The sequence below is a fragment of the Mucilaginibacter kameinonensis genome (genome assembly GCF_003675385.1).
In the GTDB taxonomy this organism is placed as follows: domain Bacteria; phylum Bacteroidota; class Bacteroidia; order Sphingobacteriales; family Sphingobacteriaceae; genus Mucilaginibacter; species Mucilaginibacter kameinonensis.
Genome location: NZ_RCWZ01000004.1, coordinates 899,904 through 917,746 on the forward strand (window position 1 = coordinate 899,904; position 17,843 = coordinate 917,746).

A 17,843-nucleotide genomic window follows, 5' to 3' on the forward strand; every position below is an offset into this window, starting at 1 on the left:
ATGATGTATCCTGAATATTTAGTAGCCCCGATGCGGGAAGACCTTACCAAGGTTGGATTTGAGGAATTGAAAGATGCAGATGCTGTAAAAAACGCTATTGAAAGCGAAGGTACAGTATTTGTAATGGTTAATTCGGTATGTGGTTGTGCTGCAGCTAATGCACGCCCTGCTGCTAAAATTGCTGCCGCTAACGGCAAACATCCCGATAAACTGGTAACTGTGTTTGCCGGTATGGAAAAAGAAGCTGTTGATACTGCACGTAACTACATGTTGCCTTACCCACCGTCATCACCAGCTATGGCGCTGTTTAAAGATGGCAAACTGGTACATATCATCGAGCGTTACCAGATTGAAGGTCGCCCGGCGCAAATGATTGCCGATAACCTGATCGACGCGTTTGAACAATACTGCTAATTAAGCTTAGAACTGAGAGAATAGCTAAAAGTTGAAAGCCTAAAGCAGAAAGCTAAAAAACAAAAAAAAGAGCTGAGGGAAAATCCTTCAGCTCTTTTTTTTGTCTGTCTGAACTCGAATTTATTGGATTAAAGAATTTATAGAATTCTCTGTTCTTCTATTCTGATAATTCATTAATTCTAAAAATTCAGGTTCAGACAATTCCGAAATCCATCTAACCTCTAATCTCCAATCACTAACCTCCTACTCCGTTTTCAAACTTTTTACCGGGTTCATAGATGCCGCTTTTATACTTTGATAACTTACCGTAAGCAGCGTAATCGCGATGGCGCCTATTGCTGTAAGCCCGAATATCCACCAGGATAGCTCGGCCTGATACTTATAATCCTTCAGCCAACCTGCCATAAAGTAGTAAGCTGTTGGTATAGCGAACAATAAAGAGATACTCACCAGTACCACAAACTCCTTCGACATTAATTGCCACAGGCTGAATACAGACGCGCCCAGTACCTTGCGTACCCCAATTTCTTTGGTACGCTGTTCGGCCATGAACGATGCCATGCCAAATAAACCCATACAACTGATAAAAATAGCCAGCAGGGTGAAAAAACCGGCCAGTTTGCCTATCCGCTCTTCGTTGGTGAATTTACGGGCATATTCCTCGTCGGTAAATTTATATTCAAACGGACTTCCAGGGGCATACTGTTTAAAAACCGGCTCTATTTTGGCAATAGCGTCGTGCGCGCTCATTTGTGGATTTAACCGGATATCTACAAGCCCGCCCGGGTCATTATCCAGCAAAAATATCGACGACTTGACCGGCTCGTACGGCGATGACATCACCATATCCTTTACTACACCTATGATCTTAAATTTTTTGCCCCAGTCTATTGTTTCACCTACCGCATGCTTAAAATTCATAAAACGGGCGGCAGTTTCATTTACAATCATGCTTGATGAATCGCCCAATCTGTTGCGTTCAAAATCGCGGCCTTCAACCAACTTCCACTGAGCAACCTTGCCAAACTCCGGACTAAGCGTTATCGTCGCGAAGTCGTCCTGTAAGCCGGCTGGTTTGCCTCGCCAGTTTAATCCGCTGTTGTTTGAATACACTGCAGTAAGCGGACTACCCGACTCGGCAATTTCAATAATAGCTCCAGATTTAAGCAAATCGTTCCTTACGGCTTCAAAATGTTTATGAATTTCATCGGTACGCATATCTATCTGTACCAACCCGGTACGTTCATAACCGATGGGCCTGTTTTTGGTGTACTGCACCTGCCTGAAAACAATGATGGTACCTATGATCAGCGTAACCGATACAGCAAACTGTAGTACCACCAGTATTTTACGTGGCACCGCGGCATAACGCCCTGCCTTAAATGTACCCTTAAGTACTTTAACCGGCTGGAATGACGACAGATAGAACGCCGGGTAACTGCCCGCTATTAAGCCGGTAGTGATACTGAAGCCTAATCCAAGTAGCCAGAAAACAGCACTGCTCCAAAGGATATGCATAGTTTTGTCGGCAACGGTATTGAACCATGATAGCGTAAGCTGAGCAAGCAAAATCGAAATAAGAAAAGCAAACAGCGCCAATATCACCGACTCGATAAAAAACTGGCTAATGAGCTGGCTCCTTAATGATCCAACCGTTTTACGGATGCCTACTTCTTTTGCCCGCTTTTCGCTGCGGGCAGTGCTCAGGTTCATGAAGTTAATACAGGCCAGCATCAATACAAATACACCTATGATGCCAAACATCCACACAAATTTGATATCTCCTCCGGTATTAAAACCATCCTTAAACTCAGAGTGCAGATGCCATTTACTCATTGGGTGCAGGAATACTACCGGTTTAAAGCTGGCCCCTACATCGTCGCCCTGGGCTTTGATAGCATGCAATTTAAGGTCTTTGATTTCGGCAGAAACTTTAGCGGCGTCAACACCGGGTTTCAGCTGCGCGAATATTTGCCAGGAGTTATTACCCCAACGTGTTTCAGCTCGTTTTAACCATGCAGCGGTGGTCATATATAAATCCCAGGGCGCTATAAAACCCAGTTCGCGAAATTCTGAATTATGAGGCATGTCCTCATAAACGCCGGTTACTTTAACATTCCATACGTTATCAATTTTGATGGTTTTAAGCATCGGATCAGTATCACCAAACAAAGCCTTAGCCAATGAAGCAGAAAGTAAAACAGATGATGGATCTTTCAAACCCTCACGTGTGCCTCTCAGCATTTTTAACGTAAGCATATTGGGCGCTTCGGCTTGCATATAACTTCCGTCCTTAGTGAGCTTTTTCTCACCATAGGCCATAATGTGTCCGAAATTCCAGGAAGAAAGCACTACGTATTTAAAATCGTGTTTATAATCATCCCTTAACTTATAACCCAGCGGTATAGGCATAGCCGTTTGAGACCCTGTTACACCATTGAAAGTCTGGTTTTGCCAAACCTGAACTATCCGGTCATAATTATCGAAGTTTTTATTGTACGATAATTCATCCCAGATCCAAAGGCCAATAAGCATAGCCACAGCCATCCCCACCGAAAGCCCGGTGATATTAATAAGCGTATGCGCCTTGTTCTTAACAAGATTCCGCCACGCAACGGTTAAATAATTTTTGAACATGATATTATATCATTAGGTCATTTACTGCGCGTCATTAAGTCATTTTTTTGCTCCATTTTGTTTTGGTTATCGTCATACAAAAATGACTTAATGACGCAAAGCGAATGACTCAATGAAAAGTTTATTCTGATCTCAAATTCTTCACCGGATTAGCCAGTGCCGCTTTTATGGCATGATAACTTACGGTTAGCAATGTGATTACTATAGCACCCACTCCTGATGCCGCGAAGATCCACCAGGTTATGGCCGACCGATATTCATACCTGTGCAGCCAGTTGTTCATGTAATAATAGGCAACCGGTATAGCAATAAACAACGATATGGTAACCAATACCACAAACTCCGTCGAGAGCAAGCGCCAAAGGTTGGCTACCGATGCGCCGAGTACCTTGCGCACTCCTATTTCCTTAATACGCTGCTCAGCTACAAACGAGGCCAGGCCAAACAAACCAAGGCATGATATAAATATAGCCAGCACCGCGAAAATAGTAGCCAGGTTGCCGATGCGCTGCTCGTCCGAAAACTTGCTCGCATATTCATCGTCATTAAATTTAAAATTGAAGGGGCTACCGGGATTATATTTTTTAAACACAGGCTCTATCTTTTTTAATGCTTCCTGCATTGGCATGGTTGGTTTAACCCTCAGGGTTATAAAGTTAACCCAACCCGGAATCATCATAAATATGGAAGCTACAGGTTTGTTATAGGGCGATTCCATGATCATATCCTTAACAACTCCGGTAACCAAATGAGGCCTACCTCCCCATTTGATCACCTTGCCTACCGGGTTTTTAATGCCTGTCATTTTTACTGCCGACTCGTTCATAATAAAGCCGCCGGTATCCGTAGGGAAACTTCTTGAAAAATCACGTCCCTGGATAATTTTCCAGCCTACAGTATTTCCATAATCATAAGTTACAGCAATTGATGCAAAGGTAGGTTCAAACTTAGGATCTTTACCCTCCCACTCGAAACCGCCGTTGCGTGCCCATATCTCATTAGTTGTACTGTTAGATTCGGCCATATCTTCAACAGCTCCGGTTTGGATCAGGTCGTTGCGCATGGCTTCATAATGCCCATAAATTTCAGGGGTATTCATGTCGATAGTTAACAGTCCCGCGCGCGAATAACCAACAGGCCGGTTTTTGGCATATTGAATCTGCCTGAAAACAACAATGGTGCCGATGATGAGCATTATTGAAACCGTAAACTGCACCACCACCAATACTTTACGGGGCATTGAAGCTAAACGGCCAACCTTGAATGTGCCCTTTAACACCTTCACAGGCTCGAATGACGATAGATAAAAAGCCGGATAACTTCCTGCTATGATCCCTGTAAATAACGTAAAACTTAAAAGCATCAGCCAAAACCATGCATTACCCCAGGGCAGCGCTATCTGCTTATCGGCGATGTGATTGAATGACGGCAACGCTATCAAAACTATTCCGAAGGTAACTACCAATGCCAGGCAGGAAAACATGACAGATTCACTCAGGAACTGATTAATTAGCTGTGAACGTAATGAACCAATAGATTTCCGGATACCCACTTCTTTCGCCCGCTTTTCACTGCGGGCTGTGCTCAGGTTCATAAAATTGATACAAGCCAGCAGCAATACAAACACACCGATAATACCGAACAGCCAAACCATTTCAATAAGGCCGCCTACGGGTTTCCTATTCTTAAATTCGCTGTATAAATGCCATTTGCTCATGGGATGAACCTGTATAGTTTCATCAAAAGGCTTAAAATGGGCTTTGGTAACGTTGCGTATTTTGGCCGAAACTTTATCAAAGTCAGCATTATCTGCCAGTTGAACATACAACGAGCAGCCATGGTTATCCCAGGCAGCGGTTTGTGTACTCCACCAGTTGTCTTTGTTAAAAAAAGGCATCAGGAACCTTGTTTCGTAAAACGAAGTATTACGTGGCAGGTCTTCATAAACGCCAATAACTTTAAGGTTTGTTTTATTATCAGCCTTAATGGTTTTGTTAAGCGGATCGGCATCACCAAAAAGCGACTTAGCTACCGACTGCGACATGATCATTGACGATGGATCTTTAAAATCGGTATAACTACCCTTAACCATTTTCAGCGCCAGCATTGCCGGCATCCCCTCTTCGGCCCAGCCACCGGTTTGTGTTATTTTTTTATCACCTACAGCGAGGATATGCGCCCCCGGCCAGAAAAGAGAAATATGTTTAAAATCGCTGCCATAGCGGGTACGCAAATCGGCACTCAATGGCACCACGGTTGACCGGAAGGTTATCACATCGTCATTACCCTTCTGGCTCGTCATGATCTGCCCTACACGGTTATAGGTGCTGTGGTACTTATCAAACGACAGCTCATCCCAAACCCAGAGACCGATAAGCATAGCCACCGCCATCCCTACCGATAAACCCGCAATGTTAATAAAGGCATGCACCTTGTTTTTAACAATATTGCGGAACGCGATTTTAATGTAATTCTTTAACATGACATTTCATTCATTAGGTCATTGAGTCATTATTTCATTTTGCCCGCTCAATGACTCAATGACGCGAAGCAAATGACGGAGTGACTAAACTACTCCGCTTTTAAACTCTTCACCGGGTTCATCCTTGCTGCCCTGATGGCTTGTGAGCTTACCGTGATAAGGGCTATTACCAACGCCAGTATACCGGCCAGGGCAAACATCCACCAGCTAATATTCACACGGTACTCAAAGGCCTGCAGCCATTTGCTCATACCCCACCAGGCAATTGGAGTGGCTATTACAAGTGCTATCAGTACCAGCTTTACAAAATCTTTTGATAACAGCTGTACAATACCGGTTACGCTGGCTCCAAGTACTTTGCGTACGCCAATCTCTTTGCTGCGCTGCTCGGCGCTGAATGCTGCCAGGCCAAACAAACCAAGGCAGGAAATCACGATAGCCATCAGCGTAAAGGAGTTGATGATTTGCGACAGGGTAACTTCACTTTCATATTGCTTTTGTACTTCGGCATCTAAAAACGAATATTCAAATGGCGCATCGGCAATGTCTTTTCGCCACAGGCCTTCCATTTTGTCAAGCATCGATTTATAGTTTTTGCTACTGGTTGATACTACCATTACATTGAATTGCCGCGGATCGTTCCGGTAAACCAACATAAATGGCTTTACTTCCATATGCAGGGAGTTGTAATTAAAATCTTTCATTACACCGGCCACCTCAACAAAGGTTACCGGATCCGGTGCATATTGGGTATAAAGTCGGGTGCCCGGAGCAGCGTCGGGTTTTATTCCTAATCGTTTGCATAAAGTTTCATTGATAAGTACGCGGGTAGTATCGCCTATACGGAAATCCCTGCCGGCAATTATTTTAATGCCGTTTGCTTTGGCAAAAAATTCATCGGTAACAATATTTTGGGCGTCGGTAGCAGTAGCCATGTTGCCCCCTGCGGTATAAACTCCATGGTCGTGAGGTACAAACTGGCTCAGGTAATTATCGGCATTGCTTACGGTCTTTACCCCAGCCAGCTGCCTTAAATCGTTTGCAAAATTTTTCATTTTGCCCTGGGTGGTTTCGGTATAAAAATTAAAGATCAGCTTCTGGTTCTGGTCGAAGCCAAGATCTTTATTCTTCACGAAGTTAAGTTGGCTATATATCACAATAATGCCGGTTATGAGTACTATCGACAATACAAACTGGAATACCACCAATGATTTACGAATGCCTGCTGCCGAAATATGATTGGTAAAATTCCCCTTGATAACTTTAATGGCTTTAAATGCAGACAGGTAAAAAGCCGGGTAGCTGCCCGCCACAAAGCCGGTAACCACTACCATACATACCAGCATTATCCAAAGCTTGTAATTGCTAAAAAATGATAAGTGAATATCGGTATGGGTTACCTGATTTAAGAACGGAAGCAGTACTATCAGCAATGGCAGGGCTATAGCCACGCCAATGAGTGTGAGCATAAATGATTCGCCCAAAAATTGTTTCATCAAATCGCCCTGGCCGGCACCTATTACCTTACGCACGCCAACTTCCTTAGCCCGTTTTGATGCACGCGCGGTTGAAAGGTTCATGAAGTTAATACAGGCTACCACCTGAATTAACACGGCTACCAATATCATGATATACAGAAATGCCGGATCAAGCGTTTTGGTAAGCTCATGCTCGTGGCCGGGCGTTGTATGAATGGTGGTTACCGGCTGCAGGTGCAATACCTTTTTCATGCCGATGGCTTTCAGTTGCTCGGCACCGTATTTATTTAAAAAGTCGGGGAGCTTTTTTTCAAGCGCGGCAGCATTGGCATCCGGACGAAGTTTTACATAAGCGTATAAAAAGTTATTGCCCGCCCAGGCAGTATTTTGTCTTACATACTGGCCTAAGCCACCACTGTTCATAGCTAAAAACATACTCACCTTAATGTGCGACTGGCCTGCACTCTCATCTACCACCCCGGTAACCTTAAAATCATGCTTACCAAATGAGTTGTCAATAGAGATCATTTTCCCTACCGCGTTTTCAGCGCCGAAAAGTTTATCGGCAACAGGTTTCTGCAGTACAATGGTATAAGGTTCTGACAATACTTTATTAGCATTACCGCTAACAAAATGAAAGTTAAATACATCAAAAAAGGTAGAATCAACATAAGCTGCGTTCTGCTGATAAAATGATTTTTCCTTGTAGCGCAACAGGTGTTGTTTAGCGCCAAAGCCTTCGGTAGTTACCAGGCGGGTATATTGCAATACCTCGCCAAAATCGTTCTTCATAGCCGGAGTAATCGGCGGCGAACTGGTGGCGCTATTATGTTTGTCACCGGTTAGTTCCAACGCGGTGGTGACGCGATAAATATCTTTAACATCCTTATGTTGTTTATCGTAACTGTACTGATCCTGCACATACAGCAAAATGTAAAGGCAGCAAAGCGTACCAGTAGCCAAACCCACTATGTTAATTAAACTAAAGGTTTTGTTTTTTAACAAAAACCGCCATGCTGTTTTTAAATAACTTTTTATCATTTTACTTGGTGTATTCGTTCAATGGTTCATTCAAATATGTCATTGCGAGCGAAGCGTGGCAATCGCACGGAAGCAGGGCCGCTCTGTATATCATGCGATTGCTTCGTCGTTCCCCCTCGCAATTACATGTATTATCATTTCTTAATTCCGAAATCCAATCACTCCGTTTTCAAACTCTTTACCGGGTTCATTAACGCGGCTTTTATGCTTTGGTAACTTACCGTGGCCAGCGCTATCATGATAGCCGCTACGCCTGCAAGGGCAAACATCCACCACTTCAGCTCTACCCGATAGGTAAAATCCTGTAGCCATTGTGTCATGGCGTAATAGGCTATCGGCGTTGCTATTAAAATGGCGATGAATACCAGTTTCACAAAATTCATGGATAGCATGGTGGTGATGTTTCCTATAGTAGCGCCCAGCACTTTACGGATACCTATTTCCTTGCTGCGTTGCTCGGCCATAAAGGCGGCTAAAGCAAACAAGCCAAGACAGGCTATGATGATAGCCAATACCGCAAAGCTGGTAAAGATGCGCCCCATACGCTGTACATCGGCATACATGCTGGCAAAACGCTCGTCCATAAAAGTATAGCGGATTGGTTGGTTAGGAGCAAACTGCTTCCAGGTAGTTGTGATCTGCGCGAGGGCGTTCTTTACATCTCCTGCTTTTATTTTTACAGACACTATTGATTCGCTGGCTTCCAGGTGGAGTACCATCGGCTCTATGCCATCGCGCATCGATTCAAAATTAAAATCCTGAACCACACCAATAATAGTTCTGCCAGCCCCGTAATTGACAATCTTTTTACCTATCGGATTTTTGAGCCCCAGTTTGCTCGCCATGGTTTGGTTAATGATCACCGCCTGCGAATCAGTTTTCATATCAGGGTTAAAGTCACGGCCTGCCACCAGTTTAATACCTAATGTTTTCAGGTAATCATGGTCAACATCCCAAAACTGGCCGCCAACGCCGGCTTCCGTTTTTTGCTTGCCATCATTAAAAAACTGGTTGCCATTACGCTTGGTACCTGATACCGGCAAGAAATCACTGATAGAAGCGCTTTTAACTGTAGGAAGTTTTACCAGCTCATTCTTAAACGCTTTCACCTGGTTATCAAGCGTGTTTGTACCCTGAATCATTACAACCTGATCTTTCTCAAAACCCACCTTTTTATTCAGAATAAACTGCATCTGGTTGTAAATAACTACGGTGCTTATGATAAGGATAATTGATGTTGTAAACTGAAAAACTACCAACACGTTTCTGAGGCCCGAGCTTTTGCTGCCGGTGCTTAGTTTGCCTTTCAGCACATCAGCCGGTTTAAAGCCCGACAGGTAAAACGCGGGATAAATACCGGCTATAATGCCGATAAGGAAAGCCGAAGCCAATACCACAGGTACCAGCCACCATTGTGCCCATGGCATATGCAGCGATTTGGATGCCAGAATATTAAAGTAAGGCAACATAACCCAGGCCAATATCAAGCCTAAAACAAAAGAGAAAAAGCTATATAGTAATGACTCGGTAAGGAACTGCCTGATCAAGCCGCTCCGTTGCGAACCAACAACCTTACGCAAACCTACCTCCTTGGCCCTGTTGGCCGATTTGGCGGTTGAAAGGTTAATAAAATTGATACAGGCAATCACCAAAATAAAGCCTGCTACCGCGCCAAACAACCAGATAAACCTCATATCCCCGTGCGACATGCCATCATGGATATCGTAAGAACGCAGGTTGATATCCTGGATATTTTGCAGCTTCATGCTAAAAATATCCATTACCCGGCTCGCCCGCTTATCCCCATTTTTGGTCATGTTGGGCACATAGTAGTTTTTAAGAATATTGGTGCTTACCTTTTTTTCAAACTGAGCTATGTTAGTACCGGGTTTCAAGGCCATATAAATATGGTAATTGTTAGCATCCCAGGTGGCTTGCTCACCATTCCAGAATTCAACCCCGGCAAGAGTCAACAAAAACTTAAACTCGTGCAGATGCGAGTTATGCGGCATATCCTGCATTACTGCCGATATTTTAAAAGGCTTGGTTTTGTTATTATTTAGGTAGATCACTTTGCCTATCGGGTTTTGACCGGGAAAGTATTTATCGGCCTTGCTTTTCGAGATCACTATGCTCAAAGGCTCTGTCAGGGCATGTTTAGGGTCGCCGTAAACCATGGGCACATTCAAAATATCAATCAAGCCCTGGTCGGCATAGGCAAAACCTTCCTCATGGGTGTTATCGGCCTGATCCGCTCGCTTCAGTTCATTGCTGCCAGCACCCCAGAAAAGCGAATTAGGCATCAGGCGGCCCGATTTTTCCACCTCTGGAAAATCCTGCTTAATCACTTTCCCCATAACCGAAGGCCAGTCGACACCTTTTTCGTGCGAACCGCCATCGTGATAGTCGCCAATTAAACGATAAATATTATTGGCATTAGGATAACTTTTGTCAAAGCTTAGCTCGTCACGAATGTACAGGGCTATTAAAAGACAGGCTGCAATACTAAACGCGAAACCACCAATTTTAATAGCGGTATACATCTTTTGCTTACGCAACTGCCTAAAAGCTACTTTCAGATAATTTTTGATCATGGCTGTACGGTTAAAAAACGGACTATATGATTTTAATTCCCTATCGCTGTTATAATTAGGCTGTTTGTGCACTGACTTCTTAACCGTGGATGACTCTCCAACTGCAGGTTGGGGCGAAGCACCAACCTCAATGTCTTTGATCTTGGCCTGGATCCTGCCAAATAAGGCTGAGCTGGTATTTTCAGGCTTTTCTTCTCCTTCATCCCACCATTTAGACATCAACTTTAACTGACTATGCAGTTCGGGATTTTCGGCCAATAAAGCGTTCAGCTCGCGCAAGTCCTCATCCGAAGCTTCGCCGGCCAACTTCTTTGAAGCCAGGTTCCAAACGTGGTCATCTAAGTTCATATCCCAAACAGGTTATCAGTTTATCAAAAGGCAGTACACAACTACAGTTACTAAATAAAACATGTGCCATTTATACAACTTATTAACTATCAGATATTTAAACAAAAACAAATAGTATTACTGTACGAAAGCGTACATGCTGCGTCCGCTTTTATAACAAACTGCATAGTTACCCGAGTTACGGGCTGTTAAAAAGCTTAAAGCATTACGCTCATTTACAACACACTTAAAGAGACGTTATTTTCTAAAAAAAGTAACATGTACCTACATACATACAAATAAAATTTATAGATTTGGAAAAACCTTTTACCGGTTAACCTAATTTTTCAAAATGGATTTTTTAAAAGCGATATACGATCATATTACAGGATTTTTTGGCTTAGGCGGATTATACGACATCGTCAAATCTGGCGATTACGGCAAACTGCTCACCTATGATGGCATCACAGCCTTATTGGGGCCCATGCTGCCTGTACTCCTGGTATTCGAGATCATCAGGGGCGCTTTTTATAAAAAATTCAAAGTGATCCATTATAAGATCTCGTTTTGGACATATGTGCTTAATGCTTTTATTGGCAGCGTACTATCCATAGCTATGGTGGGTTTCTGTATCGGCTTTTTTTCAAGGTTTGCGATATTTAAAACCACATTTACCTGGTACTGGTTCATTTACGGTTATATCGTATGGGAGTTCGCGCATTTCTGGTACCATTATCTTGCGCATAAAGTAAGGATCTTATGGTGCCTGCACTCAACCCACCATGCACCAGAAAGCATGAACCTTTCGGTTACCTTCGCGCACTTTTTCCTTGAAGCACCTTATGCCGATCTCATCCGCACCAGCATTTGCATTTTACTTGGGGTAAACCCGCCCATGCTGTTTGTGATCATGTTTATAGATGGTTTCTGGGGATCAATGATCCATATCGGCGAAAACCTTATTCAAGACGGTCGCCTTGGCTTTTTGAATAACATTGTTCTTACACCTTCGCACCACAGGGTACACCATGCGCGCAACCCATTATATATGGATACCAATTTTTGCAACCTGCTGCCTATATGGGACAAAATATTTGGTACTTTCCAAAATGAAGACCGCAAAATCCCTATTGAATATGGCATCAGCAGGCCTATGATTAAAAACAGCTTTTTAGATGCTTACTTTGGCGAGATCATAGCCCTGGCTAAAGATGTGCGCAAGGCCCCGGGTATCAAAAACAAATTCCTGTACATCATCATGCCTCCCGGCTGGAGCCATACCGGCGATCATAAAATGACAACCGTAGTTAAAAAGGCCTACTTTGAATCGCTTGAGCCAAAAGATCATCAACAGGAAAAGAAAACTGTAGAGCAGGGTAAAAAAGAAGAAGTGGTATAAAAGCTGAAAGCAGAATGCTTAAAGCCTAAAGCCAACACATTCAGTATTAATTTACAGCAACTTTTTTATCACCGGCCAAACGTTATCGGCTATAATCTTATAGCCTTCGGCATTGGGGTGAAGCCTGTCGGGCAGGTTAAGGTGAGCAATACCGGCAACACCCTGTAAATAAAACGGGACAAAAGCCGTGTTATTTGCTTCTGAGAGTTTTCGGAAAATGGCTTTAAACTGTGCCGCAAATGTACCTGGAATAAAGGCGGGGATCTCCATACCCATTAAAGCTATCTTATCGTGAGGATGCCTTTGTTTAACCCTGTCAATTATGGTTTGCAGGTTATGCGCTGTAGTTTGGGGCGGGATTCCCCTTATGATATCATTAATACCCAGTTCCAACACAAATACAGCTATAGGCCGGTTAATCCAGTAGTCAAGTCTGTACAGGCCACCCGAAGTGGTATCACCGCTGAGCCCGCCGTTAATTGTATGATAGGCCAAACCCGCGGCATCAATTCTTTGCTGGATCAGTGCAGGTAATGATTCCTTTTTTACATCGTTAAGGCCATAGCCCGCCGTAAGGCTATCGCCAAAAAATAATATATTATGCATAAGCAAGGGTAAGTTAACGCCTGCTGTTATCCCTGAAATTTTGAGTGCGTACGGCAATTTGCTCTAAAGTAAGCTCACCGTATTTTTTAGCGCGATCTGCCCATTCAGGGGCATTGTCAACCAGGTTATCGATGATCGATTTACCGTCCGGTCCTTTTTTGGTTACGTAATTTATGCCGTAAGCAACTGCAGCACCTATAGCAAGAGTTTTGATAAAGCCCATTTTAATTTTCTTTTCTGATATATGACAATGATAATGCCAGTTTGTTACCCGGTTTACTAAAAGCTTCTATATTTGAAGTACTTAAACACAATAGCCACAATATGTTTTTTATATTTTCAAAAGTGCTTTCATTTATAATGAACCTGCTTTTATGGGTATTTGCATTTTTACTGATAGCCCTTTTTTCAAAGAACGTAAAACGTAAACGGAAATTTTTGCTTATCGGTATTATTGCACTTTATATTTTCTCCAACCCGCTGGTAATTAACTTTGTAAGCTGGTGCTGGGATATCAGGGAAATAAATGTACCGGCAGACAAAAAATATACTTGTGCTATTGTGCTGGGCGGTTTCAGCTCGGATGATGGCAACGGCGGAGGCTTTTTTAACGCTGCTGCTGATAGGTTTATCCAGGGTGTACGGTTACAAAAAACCGGCCAGGTTAGCCATATTTTGGTAACAGGAGGAAACGGTCTTTTGATGCCTTCGGCATTCAGGGAGGGCGATTGGACAAGGGAGCAACTTAGGGAAATGCAGGTACCCGACAGTTGTATACTTAGCGAATCCAAATCGCGTAACACCATCGAGAATGCTGCATTTTCAAAAGTAGTACTGCAACAGCACAAACTTAAAGGCCCCTATTTGTTGGTTACCTCGGCGTTTCACATGCGCCGCTCTATGATGATATTTAAAAAGCAAGGGGTTGATGTTATCGCGTACCCATGCAATTTTTCCAGCCGGAGATTTGCCGTATCATTCGATGACTTCCTGCCCAATGCCGGCGCCCTGGCCGGTTGGGGAACGTACATAAAAGAAGCCATCGGCTACGTGGTAACCCGCTATTTTAAATGATCAGCCATGCTTTAGCTGACTGGGTACAATTATTTTAGCATCGCGCTTATTATGCTTATTCCAGTTGGCAATATCAACCAAACCCGGCGGAGTTTGATAATGATCCGGATTGGCACCGCATCTCACTATAAATTTACCCTTGGCCTGTGCAATTACAGGTCTGCTGCCGCAAATGATGCAAGGCTCGCAAAAAATTGATACCTGAATTTTAATTGGTTTGCTCATAATTTAAAACTAAGGTGCCACCAATCGGCCGAAAATTCAATACCAAGTAGTTGGTATTTTTAGTAGCAACTACCGTTTGGCCTTTTTTAAAGGCTGATGCATCATCAGTTGTTCAATATCTTTTGCAACAGCTCCCGGTTCCATGGCAAACTGAAGATATAAAAACCGTTCGCCGGGTATTACCACGTCGGTACCATCATCCTTTATCTCCATATTAAGCTTTCGGTACGTAAAATAGGGCTTAGGCCCTCTGATGGCAGTTAACACAGCTGTTTCGTCCCAACTGTTACGGCCTATTGTATTTTTATCCCTGTCCAGCGCAATCTGAAAGGCATCCTTTATCGGGCTATTTTGTATCGAATAATTATGGGTGAGCTTAATTCCTGTCAGGATCTTTTCGCCTATTTCAAAACCGCTTAGGGTTATCGGCGTAGGCCAGTTTTTAAATACCTCCTGCGCCGAAGCTGCATCTACATTTACATTATACTCGCTAAATGTTTTACCATCAGCACCTATGCCGGTAGCCATAGATACCAGGTTTTTCACTTTCTGTTTTACCAGCTGCACTCCCGTTAACTTGCTGTATTTATCAGCTCCTGAACGAAGCAGATCGGCCAGGTTGGTAAAAAAACCTACCGAAATAATGGTTACACTGCCATCGGCCTGGCTTGCCAGTATTTTGCGATAAAGCGACACCGCCTCAACTGCCTGGCTGTTTGATTTAATTTTATGCGGATATCCGGCTATGATAGCTTGTGCCCATCGTTGCGCGCAGTCTTTATTGGGTTTATCTTTTTTTACAATCCCTATCGGGATATCGGGCCTGCCAAAATAAGTATTGATCACGCTGATGGTTGGCGCGGTGGTTTCAAAAGCATTGCATGATATCGTTGCTAAGATTTTTGCCTCCCCTTTATCGGCAAAGGCATGCAGCAATGCCATCGCCCCTACATCGTCATAATCGCCGGCAATATCAGTATCAAAAATAACAGGGATCGGATTGTGTTTTTGCGCTTTGGAAAAGCTCAACGTAAAAAATAATAGCAAGGTGAGGGATGCTGATCTAAGGTTCATTTTTTACAATAAAATTTTTAGGCAGATACTATTAATAATTGGTTATTAACAAGTTACGATACTATAAATCTAAGAAATTAATTCGCATTTATTAAAATGATTATTCTAATCAATTAATATTAAATGCGCGGTAAAAAGAAAAATATAGATCCCGCCCCGAATTATTTAAAGAGCCATGTTATGCATTTGCAGTTATGGATTGTGTTCTTTAGCTAAGTCCCTCGTCGGGGTGCTTTTTTAATCTCTTATCATCATATTAAATTGATTTTCGATTGTAGTTTTTTTTGTATCTAAAATTTGTCTTAAATGCTGCATGTTAACTATAGCCGCAGAAAGTTCATTAACCCCGACGCTATCTATAAGAAATTGTACGTGACCTTGAATAAGGAGTATTGAAAACTTGACATTTTTAGTCATCCCAAATGAAAACTTCAAATTATATTTCGACGTGGAGTCTTGATAGCAAAACTTTTCATAAAATTTGTTCTTATTGAGGTTGGTTAAAATCGGTTGTATTTCCTGTTGCGAGTAGTGCATGGAGATAGATTTTAAACAAGGTAGGAATATTTTTGCGCAAAATAAGCTTTGTGAACTTTCTTTTTAGGATAGGATATTATATCTTAAGGCAGTTAATTAAATTCAAATTCAACTTCAGGAATTCCTAAAAGGCTGCGATGGCTTTTTAAAGGTTAATTATCACATTATTTGACTACTTTGGCAGGTATTAATTTATAACGAACTCGCTAAACAAATGACTTATTGCCTGGGAATTAAAGTTAAAGAGGGATTGCTGGCCATTGCCGACACCCGCATAACTTCGGGGACCGATACTACTGTAAAAAAGAAGATCACTATAGAACAAAAAGATCACTTCTCGCTGTTTATCATGACAAGTGGTTTGCGCTCGGTACGCGATAAGGCCGTGATCTATTTTAATGAACTCCTGGAAACAGCCGAGTTCAACAAAATGTACAAAGCCGTAAATGCCTTTGGCGAACAGGTGAAACGCGCTGCCCAGGAAGATAAGGAATCGCTTGATGCCTCTGGACTGCGATTTGACCTGAATACCATCATAGGCGGGCAATTACGCGATGACGATGAGCACAAGCTGTTTTTGCTTTATCCCGAAGGGAATTGGGTAGAGTTGGGACAAGGTGCGCCTTATGTGGTTATCGGCAATTCTGGCCATGGCAAGGCTATCCTTAACCGGATCCTTGATGAAGATTCGAGCCTGAAACTGGCTTTGAAAACAGGCTTCCTTTCGTTCGATTCGACAAGGGTGAGTTCAAACAATGTGGATTTCCCTATAGATGTGGCTGTCTATAAAAAAGACAGCTTCAATATTGTTGAGCAGCGCTATAACAAGCAAGACCTGGAACACATCTCGACCCAATGGGCCGAAGAGCTGAAGCTTGCCCTCGACCATATATCGGAAGACTGGATGGACGCGACATTTAACAAATTAGAAAAAATAAAAACAGAAAGCTGATAACATGAAATTCGATGTGTTTTCCCAAATGGAATATGTGGTGCGGTCGCCCGGCACATTGATTTTAAACATACATGCATTACGCAGCCCTAATCAAACCATACTAAGCGAAGAATTTAGCTTAGAGCCTTACATTAAGTTTGAAGAACTGCAAACCTTGCAGGGCGAAAACCGTTTGGTTCGCTTTGATGTGAGTGCAGATACACCCGATATTAAAGTCACTTACAAGGCAGTAGTTGATAATTGCTATGAAGTAACCGATTTTAGCGAGCTACAGGAAACCCACGTTTCGGAACTGCCTTCGCCGGTGCTGCCATATCTTAACCCGAGTAGATATTGCCAGTCGGACAAGTTATATCGCCTTGCGCATAACATGTTTGGGCATATAACCAACCCTTTTGAACAGGTAGTTGAATTAACCAACTGGATCCATAAAAACGTGCAGTATTTAAGTGGTTCAACTAATTCACAAACATCAGCTTTCGATACAGTGACCGAGCAGGCTGGTGTTTGCCGGGACTTCGCGCATTTAGGTATAGCCCTTTGCCGCGCTTTGACTATTCCGGCAAGATATTTTACAGGTTATGCCTATCATCTCAAACCTGCTGACTTTCATGCCTGCTTTGAGGCATATCTTGGCGGCAAATGGATCTTGTTTGACGCTACACGGCTGGTGCCATTAAACGGCCTGGTCAAAATAGCCACCGGTCATGATGCCGCAGACTCGGCCATAGCCAACATTTTTGGCGACGTTACCTTTACAACCATGCAGGTAAGCTGCGAACTGGCCGAAGACGGCTTTGAGCCATTTTATTACGTTGATGGTGAGTTTAAAGGATTGTCGTATTTGTAAAAGGAAAGCACTGTAAACCGTCTATCTATTTGTCATCCTGAGCGACAGCGAAGGATCTTCTTCAGTAGACAAAGTCGCTGTACAGAGCGAAGAAGATGCTTCGTACCTCAGCATGGCAAAACTAAAAAGAGGGTGTCGAAAATGTCATTT

Annotated in this window: 13 protein-coding genes; 5 read left to right on the forward strand and 8 right to left on the reverse strand. The window is 43.0% G+C overall.

Annotated elements, in window-relative coordinates:
• The first annotated feature begins 3 nt into the window (after positions 1-3).
• Positions 4-414, forward strand: a complete 411-nt coding sequence (locus EAH55_RS22070) for a BrxA/BrxB family bacilliredoxin (RefSeq protein ID WP_112572417.1) — start codon at positions 4-6, stop codon at positions 412-414.
• Positions 415-657: 243 nt separating this feature from the next.
• Here the strand turns inward: EAH55_RS22070 and EAH55_RS22075 are convergent, their stop codons facing one another.
• The 4 genes from EAH55_RS22075 to EAH55_RS22090 form a co-directional block, all read right to left on the reverse strand.
• On the reverse strand, positions 658-3,051 hold the full coding sequence (locus EAH55_RS22075) for an ABC transporter permease (protein WP_121811552.1): 2,394 nt from the start codon (positions 3,049-3,051) through the stop codon (positions 658-660).
• 121 nt (positions 3,052-3,172) lie between these two features.
• Positions 3,173-5,533: an ABC transporter permease gene (locus tag EAH55_RS22080; protein ID WP_121811553.1), complete on the reverse strand. Its 2,361-nt coding sequence runs from the start codon at positions 5,531-5,533 to the stop codon at positions 3,173-3,175.
• Positions 5,534-5,622: 89 nt separating this feature from the next.
• Entirely contained in the window at positions 5,623-8,052 is a 2,430-nt protein-coding gene (locus EAH55_RS22085; RefSeq protein ID WP_121811554.1) for an ABC transporter permease, read from the reverse strand.
• Between the two features lie 158 nt (positions 8,053-8,210).
• Positions 8,211-10,994, reverse strand: coding sequence for an ABC transporter permease (locus EAH55_RS22090; protein ID WP_244228296.1), 2,784 nt, complete (start codon positions 10,992-10,994; stop codon positions 8,211-8,213).
• Positions 10,995-11,325: 331 nt separating this feature from the next.
• Between EAH55_RS22090 and EAH55_RS22095 the strand changes: the two genes are divergently transcribed.
• Entirely contained in the window at positions 11,326-12,372 is a 1,047-nt protein-coding gene (locus EAH55_RS22095) for a sterol desaturase family protein (protein WP_121811555.1), read from the forward strand.
• Between the two features lie 51 nt (positions 12,373-12,423).
• On the opposite strand, the gene EAH55_RS22100 is transcribed toward EAH55_RS22095, so the two are convergent.
• Both EAH55_RS22100 and EAH55_RS22105 read right to left on the reverse strand, forming a co-directional pair.
• On the reverse strand, positions 12,424-12,978 hold the full coding sequence (locus EAH55_RS22100; RefSeq protein ID WP_121811556.1) for an arylesterase: 555 nt from the start codon (positions 12,976-12,978) through the stop codon (positions 12,424-12,426).
• Positions 12,979-12,991: 13 nt separating this feature from the next.
• On the reverse strand, positions 12,992-13,201 hold the full coding sequence (locus EAH55_RS22105; protein WP_091175047.1) for a hypothetical protein: 210 nt from the start codon (positions 13,199-13,201) through the stop codon (positions 12,992-12,994).
• Positions 13,202-13,302: 101 nt separating this feature from the next.
• Here EAH55_RS22105 and EAH55_RS22110 point away from each other — a divergent pair, with 101 nt between their 5' ends.
• Complete coding sequence (locus EAH55_RS22110) at positions 13,303-14,052, forward strand: YdcF family protein (RefSeq protein WP_121811557.1); 750 nt, start codon at positions 13,303-13,305, stop codon at positions 14,050-14,052.
• Here EAH55_RS22110 and EAH55_RS22115 read toward each other — a convergent pair whose 3' ends face one another.
• Both EAH55_RS22115 and EAH55_RS22120 read right to left on the reverse strand, forming a co-directional pair.
• A complete protein-coding gene (locus EAH55_RS22115; protein WP_121811558.1) occupies positions 14,053-14,277 on the reverse strand; it encodes a hypothetical protein in 225 nt (74 codons plus the stop codon). It abuts the gene before it with no gap.
• A gap of 69 nt (positions 14,278-14,346) precedes the next feature.
• A complete protein-coding gene (locus tag EAH55_RS22120) occupies positions 14,347-15,351 on the reverse strand; it encodes a nucleoside hydrolase (protein WP_121811559.1) in 1,005 nt (334 codons plus the stop codon).
• 751 nt (positions 15,352-16,102) lie between these two features.
• Between EAH55_RS22120 and EAH55_RS22130 the strand changes: the two genes are divergently transcribed.
• Positions 16,103-16,840 carry a peptidase gene (locus EAH55_RS22130; RefSeq protein WP_121811560.1) on the forward strand — a complete coding sequence of 246 codons (738 nt, stop codon included), beginning with the start codon at positions 16,103-16,105 and terminating at the stop codon, positions 16,838-16,840.
• Between the two features lie 4 nt (positions 16,841-16,844).
• A complete protein-coding gene (locus EAH55_RS22135; RefSeq protein ID WP_121811561.1) occupies positions 16,845-17,693 on the forward strand; it encodes a transglutaminase-like domain-containing protein in 849 nt (282 codons plus the stop codon).
• Positions 17,694-17,843: the final 150 nt, after the last annotated feature.

What these genes read in the sequence shown, in the direction of transcription:
- EAH55_RS22075 (WP_121811552.1), bottom strand. Translation starts at nt 3,051, where the DNA reads ATGTTCAAAAATTATTTAACCGTTGCGTGGCGGAATCTTGTTAAGAAC.
- EAH55_RS22080 (WP_121811553.1), bottom strand. Translation starts at nt 5,533, where the DNA reads ATGTTAAAGAATTACATTAAAATCGCGTTCCGCAATATTGTTAAAAAC.
- EAH55_RS22100 (WP_121811556.1), bottom strand. Translation starts at nt 12,978, where the DNA reads ATGCATAATATATTATTTTTTGGCGATAGCCTTACGGCGGGCTATGGC.
- EAH55_RS22120 (WP_121811559.1), bottom strand. Translation starts at nt 15,351, where the DNA reads ATGAACCTTAGATCAGCATCCCTCACCTTGCTATTATTTTTTACGTTG.
- EAH55_RS22095 (WP_121811555.1), top strand. Translation starts at nt 11,326, where the DNA reads ATGGATTTTTTAAAAGCGATATACGATCATATTACAGGATTTTTTGGC.
- EAH55_RS22105 (WP_091175047.1), bottom strand. Translation starts at nt 13,201, where the DNA reads ATGGGCTTTATCAAAACTCTTGCTATAGGTGCTGCAGTTGCTTACGGC.
- EAH55_RS22135 (WP_121811561.1), top strand. Translation starts at nt 16,845, where the DNA reads ATGAAATTCGATGTGTTTTCCCAAATGGAATATGTGGTGCGGTCGCCC.
- EAH55_RS22085 (WP_121811554.1), bottom strand. Translation starts at nt 8,052, where the DNA reads ATGATAAAAAGTTATTTAAAAACAGCATGGCGGTTTTTGTTAAAAAAC.
- EAH55_RS22090 (WP_244228296.1), bottom strand. Translation starts at nt 10,994, where the DNA reads ATGAACTTAGATGACCACGTTTGGAACCTGGCTTCAAAGAAGTTGGCC.
- EAH55_RS22115 (WP_121811558.1), bottom strand. Translation starts at nt 14,277, where the DNA reads ATGAGCAAACCAATTAAAATTCAGGTATCAATTTTTTGCGAGCCTTGC.
- EAH55_RS22070 (WP_112572417.1), top strand. Translation starts at nt 4, where the DNA reads ATGTATCCTGAATATTTAGTAGCCCCGATGCGGGAAGACCTTACCAAG.
- EAH55_RS22130 (WP_121811560.1), top strand. Translation starts at nt 16,103, where the DNA reads ATGACTTATTGCCTGGGAATTAAAGTTAAAGAGGGATTGCTGGCCATT.
- EAH55_RS22110 (WP_121811557.1), top strand. Translation starts at nt 13,303, where the DNA reads ATGTTTTTTATATTTTCAAAAGTGCTTTCATTTATAATGAACCTGCTT.